The 20,689-nt window shown below is 69.0% G+C and carries 19 protein-coding genes; 14 read left to right on the forward strand and 5 right to left on the reverse strand.

Features of this window, described 5'->3' with window-relative positions; genetic code table 11:
- Position 1: 1 nt before the first annotated feature.
- The 3 genes from ACWGID_RS05610 to ACWGID_RS05620 are packed head-to-tail and all read left to right on the forward strand — an operon-like array spanning position 2 to position 3,367.
- Complete coding sequence (locus tag ACWGID_RS05610) at positions 2–868, forward strand: sugar phosphate isomerase/epimerase family protein (RefSeq protein ID WP_452194758.1); 867 nt, start codon at positions 2–4, stop codon at positions 866–868.
- Entirely contained in the window at positions 865–2,361 is a 1,497-nt protein-coding gene (locus ACWGID_RS05615; RefSeq protein WP_452194760.1) for a CoA-acylating methylmalonate-semialdehyde dehydrogenase, read from the forward strand. The genes ACWGID_RS05610 and ACWGID_RS05615 overlap by 4 nt, the downstream gene beginning before the upstream one ends.
- Positions 2,362–2,368: 7 nt before the next feature.
- The gene (locus ACWGID_RS05620) at positions 2,369–3,367 is read left to right on the forward strand and encodes a Gfo/Idh/MocA family protein (protein ID WP_452194762.1); all 999 of its coding nucleotides are present in this window, start codon (positions 2,369–2,371) and stop codon (positions 3,365–3,367) included.
- Positions 3,368–3,446: 79 nt separating this feature from the next.
- Here ACWGID_RS05620 and ACWGID_RS05625 read toward each other — a convergent pair whose 3' ends face one another.
- Entirely contained in the window at positions 3,447–4,469 is a 1,023-nt protein-coding gene (locus tag ACWGID_RS05625) for a LacI family DNA-binding transcriptional regulator (RefSeq protein WP_452194763.1), read from the reverse strand.
- A gap of 117 nt (positions 4,470–4,586) precedes the next feature.
- On the opposite strand from ACWGID_RS05625, the gene ACWGID_RS05630 reads away from it, so the two are divergent.
- From ACWGID_RS05630 to ACWGID_RS05640, 3 genes are all read left to right on the forward strand, one after another.
- A complete protein-coding gene (locus ACWGID_RS05630) occupies positions 4,587–5,777 on the forward strand; it encodes a Gfo/Idh/MocA family protein (protein ID WP_452194765.1) in 1,191 nt (396 codons plus the stop codon).
- On the forward strand, positions 5,774–6,781 hold the full coding sequence (locus tag ACWGID_RS05635; protein WP_452194767.1) for a sugar phosphate isomerase/epimerase family protein: 1,008 nt from the start codon (positions 5,774–5,776) through the stop codon (positions 6,779–6,781). Before ACWGID_RS05630 ends, ACWGID_RS05635 begins: the two co-directional genes overlap by 4 nt.
- A 114-nt stretch (positions 6,782–6,895) precedes the next feature.
- On the forward strand, positions 6,896–8,047 hold the full coding sequence (locus tag ACWGID_RS05640; protein ID WP_452194768.1) for a hypothetical protein: 1,152 nt from the start codon (positions 6,896–6,898) through the stop codon (positions 8,045–8,047).
- On the opposite strand, the gene ACWGID_RS05645 is transcribed toward ACWGID_RS05640, so the two are convergent.
- Positions 8,030–9,040 carry a Gfo/Idh/MocA family protein gene (locus ACWGID_RS05645; RefSeq protein ID WP_452194770.1) on the reverse strand — a complete coding sequence of 337 codons (1,011 nt, stop codon included), beginning with the start codon at positions 9,038–9,040 and terminating at the stop codon, positions 8,030–8,032. The two genes, ACWGID_RS05640 and ACWGID_RS05645, sit on opposite strands and share 18 nt — an antisense overlap.
- 192 nt (positions 9,041–9,232) lie before the next feature.
- Positions 9,233–10,360: a phytanoyl-CoA dioxygenase family protein gene (locus ACWGID_RS05650; protein ID WP_452194772.1), complete on the reverse strand. Its 1,128-nt coding sequence runs from the start codon at positions 10,358–10,360 to the stop codon at positions 9,233–9,235.
- Between the two features lie 98 nt (positions 10,361–10,458).
- Here ACWGID_RS05650 and ACWGID_RS05655 point away from each other — a divergent pair, with 98 nt between their 5' ends.
- Positions 10,459–11,475, forward strand: coding sequence for a LacI family DNA-binding transcriptional regulator (locus ACWGID_RS05655; RefSeq protein ID WP_452194774.1), 1,017 nt, complete (start codon positions 10,459–10,461; stop codon positions 11,473–11,475).
- On the opposite strand, the gene ACWGID_RS05660 is transcribed toward ACWGID_RS05655, so the two are convergent.
- Positions 11,459–12,970 carry an FAD-dependent oxidoreductase gene (locus ACWGID_RS05660; RefSeq protein ID WP_452194775.1) on the reverse strand — a complete coding sequence of 504 codons (1,512 nt, stop codon included), beginning with the start codon at positions 12,968–12,970 and terminating at the stop codon, positions 11,459–11,461. The genes ACWGID_RS05655 and ACWGID_RS05660 overlap by 17 nt on opposite strands.
- Positions 12,971–13,042: 72 nt before the next feature.
- Between ACWGID_RS05660 and ACWGID_RS05665 the strand changes: the two genes are divergently transcribed.
- Complete coding sequence (locus ACWGID_RS05665; protein ID WP_452194776.1) at positions 13,043–13,756, forward strand: helix-turn-helix domain-containing protein; 714 nt, start codon at positions 13,043–13,045, stop codon at positions 13,754–13,756.
- On the opposite strand, the gene ACWGID_RS05670 is transcribed toward ACWGID_RS05665, so the two are convergent.
- The gene (locus ACWGID_RS05670; protein WP_452194778.1) at positions 13,717–14,697 is read right to left on the reverse strand and encodes a LacI family DNA-binding transcriptional regulator; all 981 of its coding nucleotides are present in this window, start codon (positions 14,695–14,697) and stop codon (positions 13,717–13,719) included. The genes ACWGID_RS05665 and ACWGID_RS05670 overlap by 40 nt on opposite strands.
- 97 nt (positions 14,698–14,794) lie before the next feature.
- Here ACWGID_RS05670 and ACWGID_RS05675 point away from each other — a divergent pair, with 97 nt between their 5' ends.
- The 6 genes from ACWGID_RS05675 (at position 14,795) to ACWGID_RS05700 (ending at position 20,688) form a co-directional block, all read left to right on the forward strand.
- On the forward strand, positions 14,795–15,829 hold the full coding sequence (locus ACWGID_RS05675; protein WP_452194780.1) for a Gfo/Idh/MocA family oxidoreductase: 1,035 nt from the start codon (positions 14,795–14,797) through the stop codon (positions 15,827–15,829).
- The gene (locus tag ACWGID_RS05680; protein WP_452194782.1) at positions 15,826–16,587 is read left to right on the forward strand and encodes a TIM barrel protein; all 762 of its coding nucleotides are present in this window, start codon (positions 15,826–15,828) and stop codon (positions 16,585–16,587) included. The genes ACWGID_RS05675 and ACWGID_RS05680 overlap by 4 nt, the downstream gene beginning before the upstream one ends.
- A gap of 53 nt (positions 16,588–16,640) precedes the next feature.
- Positions 16,641–17,384 (forward strand): GntR family transcriptional regulator, encoded by a 744-nt coding sequence (locus ACWGID_RS05685; RefSeq protein WP_452194784.1) that lies wholly within the window; start codon positions 16,641–16,643, stop codon positions 17,382–17,384.
- Positions 17,385–17,615: 231 nt separating this feature from the next.
- Positions 17,616–18,893, forward strand: a complete 1,278-nt coding sequence (locus ACWGID_RS05690) for a CpaF family protein (RefSeq protein ID WP_452194786.1) — start codon at positions 17,616–17,618, stop codon at positions 18,891–18,893.
- On the forward strand, positions 18,893–19,753 hold the full coding sequence (locus ACWGID_RS05695; protein ID WP_452194787.1) for a type II secretion system F family protein: 861 nt from the start codon (positions 18,893–18,895) through the stop codon (positions 19,751–19,753). The genes ACWGID_RS05690 and ACWGID_RS05695 overlap by 1 nt, the downstream gene beginning before the upstream one ends.
- Complete coding sequence (locus tag ACWGID_RS05700) at positions 19,750–20,688, forward strand: type II secretion system F family protein (RefSeq protein ID WP_452194789.1); 939 nt, start codon at positions 19,750–19,752, stop codon at positions 20,686–20,688. The genes ACWGID_RS05695 and ACWGID_RS05700 overlap by 4 nt, the downstream gene beginning before the upstream one ends.
- The last annotated feature ends 1 nt before the right edge of the window (position 20,689 follow it).

A 20,689-nucleotide genomic window follows, 5' to 3' on the forward strand; every position in this document is an offset into this window, starting at 1 on the left:
TATGAGACTTGCTCTCGATCCGTACATGTTCCGCGGTACGCCGTTGCTCGACCTGCCGCGGCTGGTGGCCGAGCTGGGGTACGAGTGGATCGAGCTGTCACCCCGCGACGACTTCATCCCGTTCTTCAACCACCCCCGGGTGAACGACGCGACCGTGGCTGCCTTCAAGAAGGAGCTGGCCGCGGCAGGGGTCGGGATCTCGAGCGTGCTGCCGCTGTTCCGGTGGTCCGGGCCCGACGAGGACGACCGGCAGGCCGCCGTACGGTATTGGAAGCGGGCGATCGAGATCACCGCGGCGCTGGGTGCCGACACGATGAACTCGGAGTTCAACGGGCGTCCGGAGCAGGCGGCGCGCAGCGAGGCGCAGTTCTGGCGCTCGATGGAGGAACTGCTGCCAGTGTTCGAGCGCGAGGGCATCAAGCTCGCCCTGGAGCCGCACCCGGACGACTTCGAGGAGGACGGGAAGGCCGCGGTCGACCTGATCCGCGGCATCAACAGCCCGCTGGTGACCTTCCTGTACTGCGCTCCGCACACGTTCCACATGGGCAACGACGCCCCCGGCATCATCGACTACGCCGGGGACCTGTTGACCAACATCCACGTGGCCGACTCGTTCGACCACACCGGCTCGTCGGGGCTGCGCTACATCGTGAACCCGCCCGGCTCGACGGTCCGCGTGCATCAGCACCTGGACATCGGCCAGGGCGAGGTCGACTTCGACGAGCTGTTCGCGGCGCTGGCCGCCGCGGGTTTCAATGGCACCGTGACGACCTGTGTCTTCGCGTGGGAGGAACGCGCCCGCGAGTCGAGCACATTCATGCGGGACAAGATCACCGAACTGATGACGAAACAAGGGATGCAGCTGTGAGCACCGAACGGATTACCCATCTGGTCGCCGGTGCCCCGTGGACCGGGGTGTCGGAGCGGACCAGCAAGGTCTACAACCCCGCGACGGGAGCGGTCACCGGCGAGCTCGACCTCGCCTCGGCGGCCACCGTCGACGAGGTGGTCAAGGTCGCCCACGAGGCGTCCCGGAACTGGGCGGCGACGTCGCTGACCAAGCGCGCCCAGGTGCTGTTCGCGTACCGCGAGCTGGTGAACCGGGACAAGGAGCGAATCGCGGCGATCATCACCGCCGAGCACGGCAAGGTGCTGTCCGACGCGCTCGGCGAGGTGACCCGCGGTCTGGAGGTGATCGAGTTCGCCTGCGGCATCCCGCACCTGCTCAAGGGCGGCTTCAGCGAGGGCGTGTCGACGAAGGTCGACGTGTACTCGATCCGCCAGCCGCTCGGGGTCTGCGCGGTGATCTCACCGTTCAACTTCCCGGCGATGGTGCCGATGTGGTTCGTCCCGATCGCGGTTGCCTGTGGCAACAGCGTGGTGATCAAGCCGTCCGAGAAGGACCCGTCGGCGGCGAACGCGATGGCCGAGCTCTGGAAGGAGGCCGGCCTGCCGGACGGCGTGGTGAACGTCGTGCACGGCGACAAGGAGGCCGTCGACCGGCTGCTCGAGCACCCGGACATCAAGTCGGTCTCGTTCGTCGGCTCGACCCCGATCGCCCGGTACGTCTACGAGACCGGCACCAAGAACGGCAAGCGGGTGCAGGCGCTCGGTGGTGCGAAGAACCACATGATCGTGCTGCCGGACGCCGACCTCGACCTGGCCGCCGACGCCGCGGTGAACGCCGGCTTCGGCTCGGCCGGTGAACGCTGTATGGCGATCTCCGCACTGGTCGCGGTCGAGCCGATCGCGGACGAGCTGATCACCAAGATCAAGGAGCGGATGGGCAAGCTGCGCACCGGCGACGGGACCCGCGGCTGCGACATGGGCCCGCTGGTCACCGGCCAGCACCGCGACAAGGTCGCCGGGTACGTCGCCGCGGGTGTGGACGAGGGCGCCGACCTGGTGGTCGACGGTCGCGAGGGGGACTTCGACGGTGGGGCCGACGGGTTCTGGCTCGGTCCGACGCTGTTCGACAAGGTGACGCCGGAGATGTCGATCTACACCGACGAGATCTTCGGCCCGGTACTGTCCGTCGTCCGAACGGCGTCGTACGACGCGGCTCTCGAGCTGGTGAACGCGAACCCGTACGGCAACGGGACGGCGATCTTCACCAACGACGGCGGGGCAGCGCGGCGGTTCCAGAACGAGGTCGAGGTCGGGATGGTCGGTATCAACGTGCCGATCCCGGTCCCGATGGCGTACTACTCGTTCGGCGGCTGGAAGAACTCGCTGTTCGGTGACACGCACGCGCACGGCACCGAGGGCGTGCACTTCTTCACCCGCGGCAAGGTCGTCACGTCCCGCTGGCTGGACCCGTCGCACGGTGGCATCAACCTGGGCTTCCCGACGCACGACTGACGCACCCATGGAGCAGCCTCGGTGGGGATTGCTGTCCACGGCCGCCATCGGCCGGGTGGTCGTGGACGCGGCGCCGGGACGTTTCGTCGCCGTCGCCTCGCGGGACCTCGGCAAGGCGCGGAAGTTCGCCGACGAGTGTGGTCTGGAGCTGGCGTTCGGTTCGTACGACGAACTGCTCGCCAGCCCGGACGTCGACGCGGTGTACGTCGCGTTGCCGGTCGCGATGCACACCGAGTGGACTCTGCGAGCGATTGCCGCCGGCAAGCATGTGCTGACCGAGAAGCCCTTCGCCATGACGGCCGACGACGCCGCGCGATGCTTCGACGCTGCTGCCGGCGCCGGCGTGACGTGTGTCGAGGGGCTGATGTACCGCCATCATCCGCAGACGCTGCTCGCGCGCCGGCTCGTGTCCGACGGCGCGATCGGCCGGTTGACCACGGTCCGCGCGGCACTCAGCGTGAGTGTCGGGACCGGCGACATCCGGCGATCGCGGGCGCTCGGCGGCGGCGCGCTGCTGGATCTCGGGTGCTACTGCGTGAGCGCGATCCGGATGTTCGCCGGCACACCGGAACGGGTGTACGCCGAACGGGTGCTCGACACCGCCGGCGACGGAGTCGATCTCCGCTGGGCGGCAACGCTGCGGATGCCGGACGACGTACTGGCGCAGTTCGACCTCGGCCTCGACCTGCCGGGGCGCGACGAGTTGGAGTTGATCGGGACCGACGGACGGATCGTCATCGGCGACCCGTGGATCTGCCGCGACCAGCGCGTCGAACTGACCCGCGACGGCGTCACCGAGCGCCTGGCGATCGACCCGGACGACACCTACGCACTCACCGGCGAAGAGGCCGACGTCTATCGCATCGAGCTCGACACCATTTCGGCGTACCTGGCCGGTCAGCGTGACCTCCCTTATGGCCGCGAGGACGCCGTCGACCAGGCGAGAGTGCTGGAGAAGCTGGCAGAGTCGGCGCACGCTGGCGGACCCGTGCAGCTCGACAGGTAGAGCACCTGGTGTACGCCGTACGCGCACGCTCAGGTGCACTACTCGCGCGGGGACACCTCCTGTCGAGCTGCCGATCGGGTCAGGTGCGGGGGGCCGTGCTGCCTCGGATGACGAGGTGGGGCGTGAGGACGAATTCCTCGGGGGTGGTGCGGGTGTTCTCGAGGCGGTCGGCGGCTGCTTGGACCGCGTGTTCTGCGAGTTGGGCGGCGTCCTGGTCGACCGAGGTGAGGTCGATGTGGGCGAGGCGCGCGAGGGTGCTGTTGTCGTAGCCGACCAGGGAGAGGTCGTCCGGGACGCGTACGCCGGCGCGCGTGAACGCATCCTGCAGACCCACTGCACACATGTCGTTGGACGCCACCACCGCCGTCGGTAGCGCGCGCGCCGGGCCGTCGTGTGGCCGGAGACCCTGCGCCCCGGCCGCCTCGTCGAGTAGTGCTCGGGCGGCTCGGGCGCCGGCCAGTTCGTCGTGTCCTCCTGGGATCACCCGGATCGACTCGGTGAGTGCGTGGTCGCGCATGGCGGTGCGGTAGCCGCGCCGGCGTAATGCCGCGATGGGGCCTTTGCCGCCGTCGATGAATGCGATGTCGCGGTGCCCCAACTCGACCAGGTGCGCGACCGCCTGGGCGACGCCGAGATCGTCGGCCGCGCGCACCACGTCGACGTCCTTCGCAGTCTGCTTGCCGATGACGACGACCGGCAGCTCCTGGTGGGGCACCGCACCGGCGGGGCCGAGCAGGATCAACGCCTCGCAGCGGAAGTCGAGCAGTGTCTCGACCGCCCGTCGCTCGTCGCGGTCCGCGGTGACGGTGCTGAGCACCAGCTCGTACCCACGCCCCGCGCTCGCGCGATGCAGATCCTCGACCAGCTCGGCGTGGAACGGGTTCCGGATGTCCAGCAGTACGCCGAGCAACCGGGTACGGCGTCGCGCCAGCAGACTCGCGGTCCGGTCCGGCCGATACCCCAACCGATCCGCGGCCTCCCGCACCCGCCGCCGCGTCTCCGCACTCGGCCCCGGCCGATCACTGAGCGCCAGCGACACCGACGACGGCGACATCCCGACCGCCACCGCCACATCCTCCAACCGCAACCGCCGACTTCCCATGGCTCCTGATTCTCCCCGGGGCGAGGTCTTGACATCTGGTTTGTCAGGACAATCATGGTACACAGGTCTTAAAGCGCTTGAAACCCCGTGGGGACAGGGGATTCGGGAGGAGTGATCATGACGTCTTCGTCCATCGGGGTGGCGGTGATCGGTGCGGGGATGGCCGGTCGGGCGCACCTGGCCGGGTACCGGGCGGCGACCGCGATCCACGGCGCCGGGCTGCCTGAGGTGCGGTACGTCGCCGTCGGTGACGTGAACGCCGCGGTCGCCAAGGAGTCCGCGGACCGCTTCGGCTACCAGCGATCCGAGACGAGCTGGCAGGCGATCGCCGAGGCGCCCGATATCGATGTGGTCAGCGTGGTGGTCGCCAACACCCTGCACCGCGAGATCGTCGAGGGTTTGCTTGCCGCGGGCAAACATGTGTTGTGCGAGAAGCCGCTGGCGCCGAGCGTCGAGGATGCCGCGGCGATGGTCGCGGCGGCGCGGGTTTCCGGCCGGCAGACCGCGACCGGGTTCACGTTCCGCCGGTCGCCGGCGATCAACGCGATCCGCGCGCAGTTGCACTCCGGCACCATCGGCAAGCCGGTGCACCTCGACGGGCACTACTGGTGCGACTACGGCTGCGACCCGATGGGTCCGATGAGCTGGCGGTACAAAGGCGGTCCGGGAACCGGTGCACTCGCGGACATCGGCGCGCACCTGGTCGATCTGGCCGAGTTCCTCTGCGGGCCGATCGAGTCGGTGAGTGGGGCCGTGCTGGCGACGTACATCAAGGAACGGCATCTGCCGGTGGGTGCGGTCGTCGGGCATGCGCTCGCGCAGGTCAGCGACGAGACCGAGCCGGTCGAGAACGAGGACCTGGTCAGCTTCACGGCGCGGTTCGCCTCTGGCGCCACTGCGACCCTGTCGGCGTCGCGGACGGCGTACGGGCATCCGAACGGGCTCGGGTTCGAGATCTTCGCGGAGCAGGGCGCGGCCACCTTCGACCTCGCGCGGGCGACCGAGTTCGGCTTCGTGGACGGCGCCGCGCCGCAGGCGACGAGCGGGTACCGCCAGGTGCTGGTGGGGCCCGAGCACCCGTACATCACCGGCGGTCTCCCGATGGACTTTCCCGGTGTCGGCCACGGGCAGAACGATCTGTTCGCGTTCCAGGCCAGGGCGTTCCTCGGCCAGGTGGCCGGCGTCGAAGGCCTGCCGGACTGCGCGACGTTCGAGGACGGTCTGCGCAATCTACGGCTGCTCGGCGCGGTCGTCACCTCAGCTCAATCCGGCGGCGCGGCCGTCACCATGGAAGGACCATCCTCATGAAGCTCGGCGCCTACACCGCCTGCCTGCACGACGCACCACTGACCGACGCATTGAAGACCTTGAAGAGCCTCGGTCTGGAGAGCGCGGAGATCAACTCAGGCGGCTTCCTGCCCGCGCCGCACCTGCCGATCGACGCGATCAGCGCCAGCCAGGACGCCCGCGACGAGTACCTCGCCCAGTTCGCCGCCGCCGGCGTCGAACTGACCGCGCTGAACTGCAACGGCAACCCGCTGCACCCCGACCCAGTGGTACGGCGTAAGCACGGCCAGGACGTCCGCGACGCCATCGAGCTCGCCGCACTGCTCGGGGTCAAGCGGATCGTGACGATGTCCGGCCTTCCGGAAGCACACACCGGCGGTACGGCGCCTTCGTGGACGGTACTGCCGTGGGTCAGCGTGTACCTGGACGCCCGCGACCACCAGTGGAACGAGGTAGCGATCCCGTACTGGAAGGACATCCAGGCGCGCGCCGCCGACGCGGACGTGAAGATCGCCATCGAGATGCACCCGCACAACCTGGTCTACAACCCGGCGACGATGGTCCGGCTGGCGGAGCAGATCAACGCGACCCATGTGGGCGCGGAGATGGACCCGAGCCACCTGTTCTGGCAGGGCATCGACCCGGTCGCCGCGCTGGACAGTCTCGGCGGGCTGGTCTACAACGCGGCCGCGAAGGACACCCGGATCAACGAAGCGGCGAAGATCAACGGCGTCCTCGACGACCGCTTCGGGCGGGTGCTGCCCACCGACCCCCGTGCCGTCGGCCTCGGCGGAAGGGACACGCTCAGCCGCTGGCCCGAGAACTCCTCCTGGGACTTCGTCGCGGTCGGCCGCGGCCACGACGTGGCGTTCTGGACGGCGTTCCTCGCCGCGATCGAACGCATCGAGCCGGACATGCCCGTCAACATCGAGCACGAGGATCAGGAACTCGGTCAGCTCGAGGGTCTGGAGTACGCCGCCAAGACGCTCCTCACGGCAGCCGCTTCCGTCCGGACCGCCCCCTGAGGTAACTTCTGGAGGGCGTCGTGAGGACGCGTCGAGACTCGCCGGAAGGCTGGAAGCCACCTCACGTTCCTCTCTCTGCCTGCCCGTGCGAGTCCGGGCCGGAGAGGACGCGTCATGAAGCTGTTGCCGGATCGGCCGACGATCGAGTTCCTGCGCAAGGAAGCCAAGGACCTGCTGGTCGTACTACGGGAGTCCAGGCCGGACGCCTCACTCGCGGAGGCCCAGCGTGCGTTGGCCGGAGAGTACGGCTTGCGGGACTGGCCGGCCCTGAAGACCGAGGTCGAACGCCGAGCAGCGGCAACACCCGCCGCACCCGACGGCCTGGCCGCGGCGCTTGCCGACACGTTCGGCCTGGGCACTGTGATATCGCCCGCGAGGGCCGTGACGTTCACGGCGATGGGCCGGTGCTGGGAGCTGACGACGGACCGCGGGCGCTGGCTCGCGGTCACGGTGTTCGACTGGATCACCAACGAACAGGCGGAGCTCGGCGCCCGGCTCCGCGACGCCGCAGTCGCCGCCGGCGTACGGGCGCCGCTCGGAGTGCGGAGCCCGAGTGGGCGGTTGATCGAGACCGTGCAAGGTGCGAACTGGCGCGTTCACGAGTGGCTCGAGGTAGGGCCTGAGCCGGCGCTTCCGGTGTCCACCGCGGTGGCCCGGCGCGCGGGAGCGACGTACGGGATGCTGCACGCCCTGGACCTCCCGAGCGACGAACCGCTGCACGGGTATCTGACGCACCGCCACTCCGAGGCTGACTGGTACCGCCTGCGCGATCGTGCGCGGGCCGCCGGCAAGTCGTGGGCCGAACGGCTCGACGCGCTCCTGCCGACGTTCCTCGAGTTGCACACCATCGAACCCGAGGTGCCCGACGCGTTGAGTCTGTGCAACCGGAACCTGATCCCGACGCACATCCGGCAGGGGCGCGACAGCGAGCTGGTCGTGATGGAGTGGGACTTCGCCGGCGCGCTGACGCCCGAGCTCGAACTCGGCTCCGGTCTGACGCAGTGGGTGCTACGCCCGTCGATCAACCCGCAAGCGATGACGGCGTTCCGGGAGGGGTACGCCGAGCAGCGCGAGTGGCCGAAGCTGGAGCTCTCGTCGTTCGGCGTCGGCGTGACGGGGTGGCTGAACTGGTCGTACAACTCGATGTGTGAGGCGATCGACCCAGAAGACCCCGACCACGCTGCCTTCGCGGAGCGGGAAGCGGTCGGGGTCCTGGATCGGCCGATGACCCGTCCGGGTCTGGAGCAGTTACTCGACGTCCAATGAGGTGACCGGGCGCGGGGTGAGGCCGGCGGCGAGGTAGCAGGCGTCGATGAGCTCCATCGTGGCCAGCGCGTCCTCGACGTCGGTCAGCACCGGCGAGCCGTTGCGGATCGCGCCGGCGAACGCCTCCAGCTGATAGGTGTACGACGTCCGCGTGCCGAGGTGCTCGACCCAGGTGTCTTCCTTGGTCGTGACGATCACCTGGTCGTCGTTCTGCGGCAGCACGTAGAAGGGCGCGAACGCCTCGCCGCGGCTGCCGACCACCTTCAGGCTGAACTCGACGTTCTCGGCGGCCATGCTGGTCCGGACCGCGCCGGTCGCGCCGCTCGGGAACTCGAGGTCCGCGTTCAGCCACTCGTCGACGCCCGGCATCCGCTTGCGTTCGCCGGCCCGCGCACCGGTCAGCGTCGGCGCGCCACCGGCGTACTGCGCGAACATCCGCTGCGCGTGCAGCGCGTAGCAGCCGACGTCCATCACGGCGCCGCCGGCGAGCGGCAACGACCAGCGCGGGTCCTCGTCCGGCGGCGGAGGCATCACCATCGTCGCCTCGACGTGCTGCAGGTCGCCGAGCTCACCCTTCGCGACCAGCTCCTGCAGCCGGCGCATCACCGGGTGGTACGCGTAGTGGAAGGCCTCCATGAAGACCAGGCCGGAGGTGTGTACGGCGTCCCGCACCGCGGCGGCCTCGGTGGCGTTGCTGGCCGACGGCTTCTCGGTCAGCACATGCTTGCCCGCGGCAAGCGCCCGCAGGTTCCACGGCGCGTGCAGGCCGTTGGCCAGCGGGTTGTAGACGGCTTCGATCTCGGGATCGTCGATCAGGTCCTGGTACGACGCATGGACCCGTTCGACCCCGTGCTCGGCAGCGAAGGCCTCGGCCCGTCCGGTGTCCCGGGCGGCGACCGCGACCAGCCGGGCGCCGGTCAGCTTGGCCGGTTCGACGATGGCGCGTCCGGAGATCCGGGCGGCACCGAGGACACCGATCCGCAGCGGTTCCATGCCTTCTCCTTCGAGGGTCGGCCGTGCGGATCCTGGGTGGATCCGGTGCGGCGGTTCGTCCAAGGGGCGTGTTTCCGCCGGTAAGGGTAGCTGCCCGTTCCGACGGCGAACGCGCCATCCTGCCTGACGACCCCACGGGCCCGACAGCGGCTGCCCGTGATCCGGACGGCGTTCATCGAACGTTCACGCGTCTCAGTCGTGGGTGCGCCGCCGTTCGCCGTGCTCGATGAGGGCCTGGTGCAACTGGTCCGGACCCCAATGCTCGGTGACGGCGAGCCGCAGCAGCTCGGCCTGGGACCGCGGCGCGAGACCACCGATCGGCTGGTCCCGGTCCAGGTTGGTCGGGAAGGCGTACCCCTCGGCCGTCGCGGCGATCACGTTCTCGACGGCGGCCGGGTCGGTCAGCGAACCGAGCGCGGGATAGACGGCTTCGATCATCCGCGTCCGGTCGATGCTCTCCATCGCGCGGCCGAACGCGGACGACACCTGCAGCAGGTTCGCCATCCGCTTGATGTCGGCCGAATGGTTGCTTCCGGCAGCGTGGAACAGCGCCGGGTTGAAGAACACCGCGTCGCCCTTCTCGAGCGGCAACTGCACATGGTTCTCGACGAAGTGCGCCTGGAACTCGGGCCGGCGGTAGGCGAGGTAACCGAGGCCGTACTTCTGCGAGTGCGGTAGATACAGCGTCGGCCCGGACTCCACCGGCATGTCACAGTGCGCGACCGCACCCTGCAGCGTGAGCACGGACGACAGTCGGTGCACGTGCTCGGGGTACTGCGCCGCCACCTCGTCCGACTGGAATCCCAGGTGGTAGTCCCGGTGCACCGTCTGTCCCTCGCCGCCGGGATTCACCACGTTGACCTGCGAGGTGACCTGGTACGCCGGTCCGAGCCAGGCAGCCGCCACGAGCGCGAGCAGATCGTTCGCGTAGTACGCCGTGAACACGTCGGGCGCGTCGACCGCGAGTTTCTCGAGCGCGTTCCAGACCCGGTCGTTGGCCCCCGGCTTCGCGAAGTGGTCACCGGCTGTGACGCCGGAGCGGTGCTGCTCCGCGATCATCCGCTCGAAGGCATCCGTCGCGGCGTCGACCACGTCGTTGCTGAAGGCACCTTTCAGGACGATGATCCCGGGACCGTCGGCGAACGCCCGGACGAACTCGGCCTGCAGATCCCGGGGTACGGCGGCGCGCGCCCGAGCGGCGTCGTACACCGGGACCTGCTGCTCGATCGTGGTCGCTGACGGATAGTCGGCGGGCTCGGTCGTGTCCTTGAGGACGGTCAGCAGGTCGTCGAGCCGGGCGTCGTCTGGGTTCAGCCACATGGGATGGCTCCTCTCGGTCGATAGTTCTAGATTGGTGGCAGGCTGAAGGGTTCGGAATCCCCTGAATCCACCAAAAACCCGTCATCCGGGAGGCCGAGATGACCCGTGAACACCGGGTCCGCGATATCGCGGTGCAGGCCGGACTGAGCGAGACCACTGTCGACCGGGTGCTGAACGGCCGGGCCGGGGTGAGCGCCCGGGCGCGGCGGCAGGTGGATCAGGCGATCCACGACCTCGATCGGCAGGCGTCGCAGATCCGGCTCGGTGGGCGGACCCTGGTGATCGACCTGGTCATGCAGGCGCCGCGCCGGTTCTCCCAGGCAGTGCGGTCGGCGCTCGAGACCGCGTTGCCCGGGCTGCGTCCGGCCGCGTTGCGGGCGCGGTTCGACCTCAGTGAGACCGCTTCGGCCGCTGACCTGGTCAAGAGCCTGGACAAGCTGCGCAAGCGCGGTTCGCAGGGCGTGATCCTCAAGGCGCCGGACGAGCCCGAGGTGGTCGAGGCCGTCAACCGCCTGGTCGACGCCGGTGTTCCGGTGGTCACCCTGGTCACCGACCTGCCCACCAGTCGACGGGTCGCGTACGTCGGTATCGACAACCGCTCGGCCGGCGCGACGGCGGCGTACCTGCTCACGCAGTGGCTGGGCGCGGAGCCGGGGACGGTGCTCGTGACGCTGAGCCGTGGATCGTTCCGCGGTGAGGAGGAACGCGAGATGGGTTTCCGCTCCACGCTGCGCCGGCTGTCACCAGGCCGGTCGGTTGTGGAGCTCGCGGAGACGGATGGCCTCGACACCACCATCCACGGTCAGGCGCTCGCCGCGCTGACCGCAGACCCGGCCGTGAACGCGGTCTACTCCATCGGCGGTGGCAACCGCGCGATCGTGCAGGCCTTCACCGACCTGGACCGGACCTGTCGCTGCTTCGTCGCCCACGACCTGGATGCGGACAACCTCGCGCTACTCCGGGCCGGCGCCCTGTCAGTAGTACTGCACCACGACCTGCCCACCGACCTCCACAGAGCGTGCCAACACCTACTGCACGCTCATCACCTGCTCCCGGCCGTCCGCCCAACCCCGAGCAACCTGCAGCCGATCACGCCGTTCAACCTGCCCAGCTGAGCACCTGTCCTCGGTCGACCAACCGGTCCTGCAGCTTGTCGACGTCCACCTCCTGTACGTCGTTCTGCGCGCGCAGCGACTGCACCGCGGCCACTGCGGCCGACTCCGCGAGTACGCAGAACACGGGCTCCATGCGCGTCGCGGCGTACCCGATGTGGGTGGCGGATAGGCAGACCGGGACGAGGAGGTTGCCGCAGTCGCTCTGCAGTGGGGTGATGGCTCGGTACGGCACCGGATAGGGCCGGCCGGTGCCCAGATGGCCGCCGATGAACATGTCTCCTTCGGTGGCGACACCCAGCTGGCCCGATGCGTTGCGGCTGGCGATCCGTCGTACCGGATAGACGTCGACGCCGAAGAGGGCGAGGCCGATGCTGTCCGATGGCTCGGTCCGGTTGATCACGTCCGAGTGGGTGATCGTGTACTGCCCGGCCAGTCGCCGGCAGACCCGGATGTACAGCTGCGGCGGCCAGCCGTCCGTGTCCGGGAAGACGCTCTTGTCGAGTCCGTATGCCGCTGTCGCCACACGGAAGTCCTCCGGTACGTCGGGCTCGGTGGACAGGAAGTGGTGGAGTCCGCGGAGGTAGTCGAGGTGCTGACGCCAGATGCGTGCGCGGTCGTCCCAGCTGCCGTCCTGGTACGCACGGCTCAGGCCGAGTGGAGCGTTGGTGACGAGTGACGCCCGTTGGTAGTTGTACTCGCCGGAGTTGAGCCAGCCGGGGAAGATGTCGGGCAGGTCTTCTGCGTCGAGGTGGGCGATGTAGCGGCGTACCAGCTCGTAGTCGGCAGGGGAGTAGTCGTCGGGCGGTGTGAGCTCGGCTCGGCGTTCCGGGTCGGTGGTGACGTAGAAGCGGTAGTTGTAGGCCTGCGTGTAGTTGTCGGCCGCACCGACTGGCAGTCCGCGGTCTTCCTCGACGAATGGCAGCAGTCCGCTGGTGCTGTCACCAGGTACGACGTACGGATCGATTGGGGTCCAGTTGGTGACTGGCTGCACGCCGGCGATGTCTTCGCCGAAGGCTGCCTGCGACTCGCGTCCGGTGCGGTAGGGGACGCCGGCGAGCGCCATCAGGTCGCCTTCGTACGACGCATCGATGAAGACCTTCGCGTGGATCTCTTGGGCGGGGACTGCGTCGGCAGCCGGCAGCGGCACGCCCCACTGGTCCGGCGGTGAGGTCTCTAGCTGCAGCGACGTGATCTGGTTGCCGCTGCGCTGTACCGAACGCACCCGGCGTTCGAAGATCACCTCGACGCCGGCCGCGACCATCCACTCGTAGAACGCGGTGTGCTGCTGCTGGCCGAAGCCGAACACCACATCGCGCGTCAGCCCGCCGGTAGCCGCCGGAAGCGGACAGTCCTGCGCCGGCTTGATCCCGGCGCTCAGCATTCCGCCGAGCCACCGACTCGGCTCGATGAGCACCACCGAGGCGCCCTCCTGGAGTGCGGTCACCGCCGCGACACAGCCCGCCGCGGTTCCGCCGTACACACAGACATCGACCATGTCATGCACTCTGCTGTGGGACGCTACCTCTGGGAAATAGCGGTTGTGAGTGTCGACATATACTTTTTTGCCATGCTCGAGTTGGACGGCTACCTGGTCGCGCCGCACCGGCTCCAGTTCTCTTTGGCCTACGACACCTACGACACGTGGTGTCTGCTGCTTCCGATCACCGGTGCGTTCGACTATCGGGTCGGTGAGCGTCACGGCACGGCCAGGTTCGGCGACGTCGTCGTCTGCCCACCCGGGGGCACGCTGCACCGCCGGATGCGCACCCGGTCGTCGTTCTTCCACGCCCGCTTCACCACCGAGCTGGAGCCTCCACCCGGCGGCACTCGGCTTCCCGACCGCGATCGGCTCCGCGGCAACCTCGCGCTGCTCGAGACCGCCACCACGCCGATCGCGACGCATGTGGTGACTGATCTGGTGTTGATGCTGTTGCGCGCCCGCGCGCGGTCCCCGCGAGATCAGTTGGTGCAGAGCGCGACGGCGTACCTCGACGAGCACTGCACTTCGGTTGACCTGTCACTGGGGGCTCTGGCAGCTGAGCTCGGTATCAGCCCATCGCAGCTCTCCCGGCGGTTCCGGGCGGTCCACGGTGTCACTCCGGTTGCCTACCTGCGCGATCTGCGGCTGCACAAAGCACGTGAGCTGCTGACCGAGACTGACAGCACCTTGCGGGTGATCGCAGAGCAGACCGGGTACCGCAGCGCGTTCTACCTGAGCAGGGTGTTCAGTAGCCAGACTGGTCAGTCGCCCTCGGAGTACCGGCGTACCAGTCGTGTCTGAGTGGTTGCTCGGACTATGAGGTCGGGCTCGGTGACTACTTCCCGAGCTTCGTCATCGCGGGTTGCCAGCTCCAGTGCGGCGGCTGCGAGGCGGTCGGCGTTCTGGGCGATCGTGGTGAGCTGGATGTGGTCCAGCCGCGATGGCGTGGAGTCGTCGTACCCGATGATCGATAGTTCTGCGGGGACACGAGACCGGAGTGCGTGCAGGAGCCCGATGCCGCACGCGTCGTTGAAGGCGGCGACTGCAGTGATGTCAGACGGCAACTCCGGCGCCGCAGCGGCACCGGCAGCCTCGGTCAGCCCGCCTGGGACGACCAGCGGCTCCAGTCCGGCCCGGCGCATGGTCCGGAGATACGCCGTACGTCGTTCTGCTGCGCCAGGTGCCCGCTCGCCGTCCACATGAGCGATCCGGGTATGGCCGAGCGACAGGAGGTGCTCAACAGCCAGCGTGGCTCCAGCAGCGTCATCCGTGCGTACGACGTGCACTCCGGCCGCCTTGACCTTTCGGGCGACCACTACGGTCGGCTGCGCCTCGGCAAGCGCTGCCAGCGCGGATGGCGTGGTTGAGGGACCGAGCAGGACCAGCGACTCGCAGCGGTAGTCCAGCAACGACTGGATCGCGACTGCCTCGCCGCGTGACTCGGTGACCGCGCTCAGCGTCAGGTCGTACCCGAGTGCTTCGGCGGCCGGGTAGAGGGCAGCGACGAGGTCACCGTGGAACGGGTGCCGGACGTCGAAGGCCACTCCGATCAGCTGGGTGCGCTGCCGGCCGAGCAGTCGAGCCCGGTGATCGGGCCGGTACCCGAGCTCGTCACCGGCGGCGATCACCCGCGCCCGGGTCTCGTCGCTCGCGCCGGGGACGTCCCGGTAGACGATCGAGACCAGCGCCCGGGACACGCCGGCCCGGACGGCCACGTCCTGCATCGTCGGTCGGTGGTTCATCTCCGGGATGCTCCCAGGGTCTTGACCGCCGCCGATACGGCAGTGTTCTCTAGCCAAGACTAGAGCGCTCTAGTCCCTACTGTCGAAGGGGTTGCCGATGCGCACGGACCACGGACTGCCGGTCGTTCGGCTGGGACTCATCGGAGCCGGTCGGATCGGCACGATGCACGCGGGGAACCTCGCCCGGCACGTGCCGGGTGCCGAGCTGGCGGCCGTCGCCGACGCCCGGCCGGAGGCCGCCGCCCAACTCGCGGCCCGGTACGGCGCGACGTCGCCGGACGTCGAGGAGCTGCTGAAGGATCCCGGGATCGACGGCGTACTGATCACGTCGCTCGCGATCGCGCACTCGGAGCTGATCGTGCGGGCGGCCGAGGCGGGCAAGGCGGTCTGGTGCGAGAAGCCGGCCTCGCTGACGCTGGCGGAGATGGACCGGGCGATCGCCGCCACCGAGCGTGCCGGGGTCGCGTTCCAGGTCGGCTTCAACCGTCGGTTCGCCAAGGACTTCGCCGCGGCGCACCAGATAGTCCAGGACGGCGGGATCGGTACGCCGCGACTGATGCGGTCGATCACGCGTGACCCCGGTGGACCGTGGGGTCTGCGCTACGCCGACCGGATCCCGCAATGGACGATCTTCCGCGAGACGCTGATCCACGACTTCGACACTCTGCTCTGGCTGAACCCGGGTGCCCGGGCGGTTGAGGTCTTCACGACTGCGGACGCACTGGTCGCACCGGACTACAAGGCCGGCGGCCTGCTCGACACCGCGGTCGTGGTGATCACCTTCGACAACGGTGCGATCGCTACGGCCGAGGCGAACTTCTCGTCGTACTACGGGTACGACGTGCGCGGTGAGGTGTTCGGTAGCGAAGGGATGGTCGTGGCTGGACAGCTGGCGAGCAGTGCGATGGTGCACTACACCGCGAACGGGTTGCACCAGCAGACGCTGCGCAGTGACGAGGAGATGTTCCGCGACGCCTATGTGCAAGAGCTGGCCGACTTCGTCGACGTCGTCCGAACGAACGGCGTACCGCCTGTGTCGGGTCTGGACGCGCGGAGGGCTCTGCAGGTCGCGCTGGCCGCGATGGCGTCGTACGAGGAGCACCGTCCGGTGCGGGTCGAGGACGTGCGATGAGGCTGGCCGTTTGCGCCGAGATGGTGTTCAGCGACCTGCCGTTCGTCGAGCGGGTGCAGCGGATCCACGCGGCGGGTTTCGACGTCGAGATCTGGAACTGGACGTCCAAGGACCTCACCGCGCTGCAGAAGACCGGTGCGACCTTCTCGTCGATGACCGGGTACGTCGCCGGCTCGCTGACCCATGAACAGGATCGACTGTTGGAGACGGCCGAGCAGTCTGTGCACGCCGCACTCGAGCTGGGTTGTCCACGGCTCAATCTGCATGGCACTGCTCTGGACGACCAGGGTCTGCCACTAGTACCGGCGTACCAGGTCACTGGGAAGATGTGGCTGACCGCAGCGCGCACTCTGGAGCGTTTAGCCCGGCTGGGGGAGCGGTACGACGTGACGTTCGTACTGGAGAACCTCAACGCGGAGGTGGATCATCCGGGCGTGCCGTTCGGGAAGGCCGCCGACACACTCGCGCTGGTCCAGGCAGTCGATCATCCGAACCTGCGGCTGATGCTGGACCTGTACCACGCCCAGATCGGTGAGGGGAACCTGATCGAACTGGTTCGTCAGGCGTTCCCGTACATCGGTGAGATCCAGGTGGCCGACGTACCGGGCCGGTGTGAACCGGGGACGGGCGAGATCAACTACCCGGCCATCGCTGATGTGCTGAGCGATCTGGGCTACGACGGCACTGTCGGACTGGAGGCGTTCGCGTCGTCGGACAGCGATCTGGCGCTGCAGCGGTTCCGTACTGCGTTCATCTGATCAAATCCGGGCGGTGGGTCGACGGAAGCCGGTCCAGCCTTCAGGATGTGCCCATGAGCACCGTCCAGGTCCAGGTCGATCGGAACAGCCGTACGCCGTTGCACGTGCAGCTGGCGCAGCAGCTGGAGGCGGCCATCCAGGGCGGCGAACTGCCGGTCGGGTCCCGGCTGAGTAACGAGGTCGACCTGGCCGAGGCGTACGGGCTGAGTCGGCCCACTGTCCGCCAGGCGATCGCGCGTCTCGTCGACCAGGGCCTGCTGGTCCGCAAGCGCGGTGTGGGCACCCAGGTGGTCGGCAACGCCGGCCAGGTGCGCCGCTCCCTCGAACTGACCAGCCTGCACGACGACCTGACCGCAGCGCACCGGAAGCCGCAGACCGACGTACTGCGCTTCGGTGTCTCGCCCGCCACCGCAGAGGTCGCCTCGGCACTCCAGTGCGAGCAGGGGGACCGGGTACTACGTCTGGAGCGGCTGCGGCGTGCGGACGGTGAGCCGCTCGCCCTGATGCGTAACTGGCTGCCGCCCGAGATCCTGGAGACCGACCCGACCACACTGGCCGAGCGCGGACTCTACGAACTGCTCCGGGCCGAGGGCGTCCGGCTGAAGGTGGCGCACCAGACCATCTCCGCCATCCCCGCGACCCCGGACCAGGCCCGTCTGCTGGCGGAGCAGCCGGGTTCACCGCTCCTCGCGATCACCCGCATCACGTACGACGACCACGGTCAGCCGGTCGAGTACGGCTCCCACCTGTACCGCGCCAGCCGCTACTCGTTCGAACACACGCTCGTCCACCGCTAGAACCCGCGCGGCGAGATCCCACGCAGGTGCCCCGGGCAACTTGCGGAATTGCAACAACCTGCAATTTTCTGGACCGGTTCGTGAGCCGATGGATACGGTGAGTGAGCCAGCGGCGTGTCACGGTTGTCCACAGGGCGGCGGACGCGAGTGGCGCCGGGCGCGCTGAGGTTGCAAGGATGGTCGCGCATGGTGACCGCGTGGTCGCCAGTCGGGACACATACGGGGAGATCGATGACAGCGGACAGGCTCGACGCGCACCGCTCGGGTTGGGACGGTGCCATCGAGCTGATCGATGCCCAGGTCCGCGACGTCGTGCGTCGCGAAGGCATCGACCCGCTCCGCGACCCCGCCGCGGTGAACGCGATTGTCGCCGTCGTCGTCCGGGAGTACGACGAGCGCAGCCTGACCGGCGTCGTGCCGCCGATCGGCGACCTGGAGGCGGTCAGCCGCGAGGTGCACGACCGGGTGGCCGGGTTCGGGCCGCTGCAGCGGTACCTGGACGACCCGTCGGTCGAGGAGATCTGGATCAACGAGCCGAGCCGGGTGTTCATCGCCCGCGAGGGCCGGCACGAGCTGACCACGACGGTGCTGACCGAGGAGGAGGTGGCCGACCTGGTCGAGCGGATGCTGAAGACCACCGGCCGCCGGATCGACGTCTCGCAGCCGTTCACCGACGCCCGGCTGCCGGACGGCAGCCGCGTGCACATCGTGCTCGGCGGCATCACCCAGCGGTATGCAGCGATCAACATCCGCAAGTTCACCGTCCGTGCGACCCGGATCAGCGACCTGGTCCAGCTCGGGTCCCTGACACCGCACGCGGCCGCGGTGCTGGAGGCATCCGTTGCCGTCGGCCTCAATGTGCTGGTCTCCGGCGGTACGCAGGCCGGCAAGACCACGATGCTGAACGCGCTGGCCGGTTCGATCCCCGGCAGCGAGCGGGTGATCAGCTGCGAAGAGGTCTTCGAGATCAAGCTGCCGATCCCCGACTGGGTGTCGATGCAGACCCGTCAGGCCGGTCTGGAGGGCACCGGCGAGGTGCGGCTGCGCGACCTGGTCAAGGAGTCGCTGCGGATGCGCCCGTCCCGGGTGATCGTCGGCGAGGTCCGCGGCGAGGAGTGCCTCGACCTGCTGCTCGCGCTGAACAGCGGCCTCCCCGGCATGTGCACCATCCATGCGAACTCGGCCCGCGAGGCGCTGACCAAGATGTGCACGCTGCCGCTGCTGGCCGGTGAGAACATCGGCTCCCGCTTCGTGCTGCCGACCGTGGCCGGGTGCGTCGACATCGTCGTACACCTCGGGATCGGCGCCGACGGGCACCGGCGGGTGCGCGAGATCGTCGCGGTCACCGGGCGCGTCGAGGAGCAGGCGATCGAGACCGAGACCCTGTTCGGGACCTACGACGGGTACCTGCGCCGCGCCGAGGGGCATCTGCCGCACCCGGAGCGGTTCCAGCAGGCCGGGTACAACCTGGCCGGGCTGCTGACCGAGTTACCGCGGGGGAACAGCTGATGGGCCTGTTGATCGGGATGTTCTTCGGGGTCGGCCTGCTGCTGATCATCGCGACGTTCGTGGCGCCGTCCGAGGCCGCGGCGGACTCCGACGGGTGGTTGCGCGGGAAGAGCCGCGATCTGCTCGCGAGCGCCGGCATCGAGGGCCTGACGCCCGGCGCGTTCATCGGTGCCTGCGTGATCACCGGGCTGGCCGGTTTCCTGCTGATGTTCTTGGTGTCGCGGGCGCTGCCGATCGGGCTCGTGTTCGGAGTGATGGCGGGCTGGGCGCCGATCGCGCTGGTGCGGGCCCGCGCCCGGCGGCGGCTGGCCGAGTTCCGTGAGCTGTGGCCGGACGTGGTGGACAACGTCGCGTCGGCGGTCCGCGCGGGGCTGTCGCTGTCCGAGGCGCTGGCCCAGGTCGGTGACCGTGGGCCGCTGCCGCTGCGGGAGCCGTTCCGGCGGTTCGGTGCCGACTACGCGTCGACCGGCCGGTTCGCCGAGTCGCTCGACCGGTTGAAGGCGCGGCTGGCCGACCCGGTCGGCGACCGCGTGGTCGAGGCGCTGCGGATCGCCCGCGAGGTCGGCGGTGGCGACCTCGGCCGGCTGCTGCGCTCGCTGTCGACGTTCCTGCGGGACGACGCGCGGACCAGGTCCGAGCTCGAGTCCCGGCAGTCGTGGTCGGTCAACGGCGCCCGGGTCGCGGTCGCGGCCCCGTGGCTGGTGCTGGCGTTGCTGTCCTTCCAGGGCGATGTGATCCAGCGGTACAACTCGCCGATGGGTGCCTTGATCATCGGCGCCGGCGCGGTGATCTGCGTGGTCGCGTACCGGGTGATGCTGCGGATCGGCCGGCTGCCTGAGCCGGAGCGGGTGCTGCGATGAACCCGTTCCTGATCGGTGGTTTCCTCGGCGCACTGCTCGGCGCGGGCCTGCTGCTTGTCGTACTGCGGTTGCCGTTCCTGCGGAAACCGACGGTCGACGAGCGCATCTCGCCGTACCTGCGGGATCTCGGAGCGCCGGACGTGTTCGTCGGCGTGGTCGACTCGCGGTCGCCGTTCTACGCGATCCTGCGGCTGTTCGGTCCGTCGCTGCGCTCGGCGGCGCAACGGCTGGAGCGGATCCTCGGCGGGGCGAACACGATCCGCCGCCGGCTGGAGCGCGCAGGGATGGAGCGGACGGTCGAGGAGTTCCGGATCGAGCAGTTGCTGTGGGGCACGCTCGCGTTCGGTGGCGGCCTGGTGATCTCGATCGTCTCGGTCGCCTTCGGCATCGGCAACCCCGTCGGTCTGCTGGTGTTCTGTGTGGTCCTCGGTGTCCTCGGGGTGCTTGCCCGCGACACCTATCTGACCACTCAGGTGAGCCGCCGTGAACGCCGCCTGCTCGCGGAACTGCCGACCGTGGCCGAGTTGCTGGCGCTGTCGGTCGCGGCCGGAGAGGGGCCGGCGTCCGCGCTGGACCGAGTGACGCGCGCGTGCCGCGGCGAGCTGGCCGACGAACTGAAACGAGTCCTGGCCGAGACCAGGGCGGGGGAAACACTGGTCCGCGCGCTCGACGCGCTCGCGGACCGGACCGGACTGCTGGCGTTGTCGCGCTTCGCGGACGGGCTGGCGGTGGCGCTGGAACGCGGTACGCCACTGGCCGACGTCCTGCGGGCGCAGGCCGGTGACATCCGGGAAGCGGGGCGCCGCGAACTGATCGAGTCCGGAGCGCGTCGCGAGGTCGCCATGATGATCCCGGTGATCTTCCTGGTTCTGCCGGTGACCATCGCCTTCGCCTTCTACCCCGGCGCTGTCGGAATCCAGCTGATCGCTGGATGAA

This window comes from Kribbella sp. NPDC054772 (assembly GCF_053611945.1).